At 72.4% G+C, this 1,332-nt stretch carries 3 protein-coding genes; all 3 read left to right on the forward strand.

All coding sequences use genetic code 11. From position 1 onward, the window contains the following. Window positions 1–489: P-loop NTPase family protein (locus tag BGO22_RS16365; RefSeq protein WP_286851778.1), on the forward strand; the 489-nt coding region annotated here is incomplete at its 5' end. After that, window positions 486–989, forward strand: a complete 504-nt coding sequence (locus tag BGO22_RS16370) for a GNAT family N-acetyltransferase (protein WP_070401016.1) — start codon at window positions 486–488, stop codon at window positions 987–989. The genes BGO22_RS16365 and BGO22_RS16370, both read left to right, overlap by 4 nt. A gap of 17 nt (window positions 990–1,006) precedes the next feature. Further along, window positions 1,007–1,332 (forward strand): 7-cyano-7-deazaguanine synthase (locus BGO22_RS16375; protein WP_286851781.1); only part of this gene is annotated, 326 nt, incomplete at its 3' end.

A 1,332-nucleotide genomic window follows, 5' to 3' on the forward strand; every position in this document is an offset into this window, starting at 1 on the left:
TGCGCGCTCATCGAACTGGACGAGCTGTACTGGGCGCCCGCCTGGACGCCCAAGCCGCCGGCCGAGTTTCTGCGGCTGGTCGAGCAGGCCAGCGCCGGCGAACATTGGGTGGCGGCGGGCAACTACGGGCTCGCGCGCGAGCGGCTGTGGGGCCGTGCCACCACCATCGTCTGGCTCAACTTCGGCCTGCCCCGGGTGTTCTGGCGCGGCCTGCGGCGCACCGTGGCGCGCGTGGTCTCCGGCGAGCAACTGTTTCAGGGCAACCGCGAGTCCTTCCGCCAGTCGTTCCTGTCGCGCGAGTCCATCCTGTGGTGGATCCTGAGCACGTTCCACCGCCGTCGGCGCGAGTTCGAGGCCCTGCGGGACGCCGGCACCTTCGCCCACCTGCGCTGGTGCGAAGCGCGCACCCCCTACGAGGCCGATGCCCTCCTGCGCCTTCTGCAGGCGGGTGCCTCTGCCGTCCCCGATCCCCGACCGCCGCGCCCATGAACACCCGCATCCTGCCCCTCACCGAAGCCCACTTCGAGCGCCTGCACCAGGTGCTCGACGAGGTGGCGCGCGAGAAGCGCTACCTGGCCCTGCTGCAGGCGCCGCCGCGCGAGCAGACCTTCGCCTTCTTTCGCGACAGCCTGGACCAGGGCCATCCGCACGTCGTGGCCCTGCTCGACGATGAGGTGGTGGGCTGGTGCGACGTGCTGCCCGTGTTCGGCGAGGCCCGGCGCCACGTCGGTACCCTGGGCATCGGTCTGGTGCGCCGCGCGCGCCACCAGGGCCTGGGCGCCGCCCTGATGCGGGCCGCCATCGCCGCCGCCTGGGCCAAGGGCCTCACCCGCATCGAGCTGACGGTGCGGGCCGACAACCCCAATGCCCGCGCGCTGTACGAGCGCATGGGCTTCGCGCACGAAGGCCTGCAGCGCGGCGCCTTCCGGGTCGACGGGGTGTCCGTCGACAGCCACGCCATGGCGCTGCTGCGCGAAGGCGGCCACTGAGCCCTACCATCCCGCCCATGCCCGAATCCATCCGCCACACCCACGCCCTGGTTTTGTTCTCCGGCGGCCAGGACTCCACCACCTGCCTGGCGCACGCGCTGGCGCGTTTCGAGCGCGTCGAGACCGTCGGCTTCGACTACGGCCAGCGCCACCGCGTGGAACTCGACGCGCGCCAGGCGGTGCTGCGCGAGCTGCGCGCGGCCTTTCCCGCCCGGGCCGCCCGGTTGGGCGAGGACCACATGCTCGACCTCGCGGTGCTGGGCGCGGTGTCCGAGACCTCGCTCACGCGCGACATGGCCTTTCGCATGGAGGCCAACGGTCTGCCCAACACCTTCGTGCCGGG

The organism is Hydrogenophaga sp. 70-12 (assembly GCF_001897365.1).
GTDB classification, from domain to species: domain Bacteria; phylum Pseudomonadota; class Gammaproteobacteria; order Burkholderiales; family Burkholderiaceae_C; genus Hydrogenophaga; species Hydrogenophaga borbori.

Bases quoted from the DNA above. Each gene is read 5' to 3' on its own strand.
- BGO22_RS16370 (WP_070401016.1), top strand. From the start codon at position 486: ATGAACACCCGCATCCTGCCCCTCACCGAAGCCCACTTCGAGCGCCTG.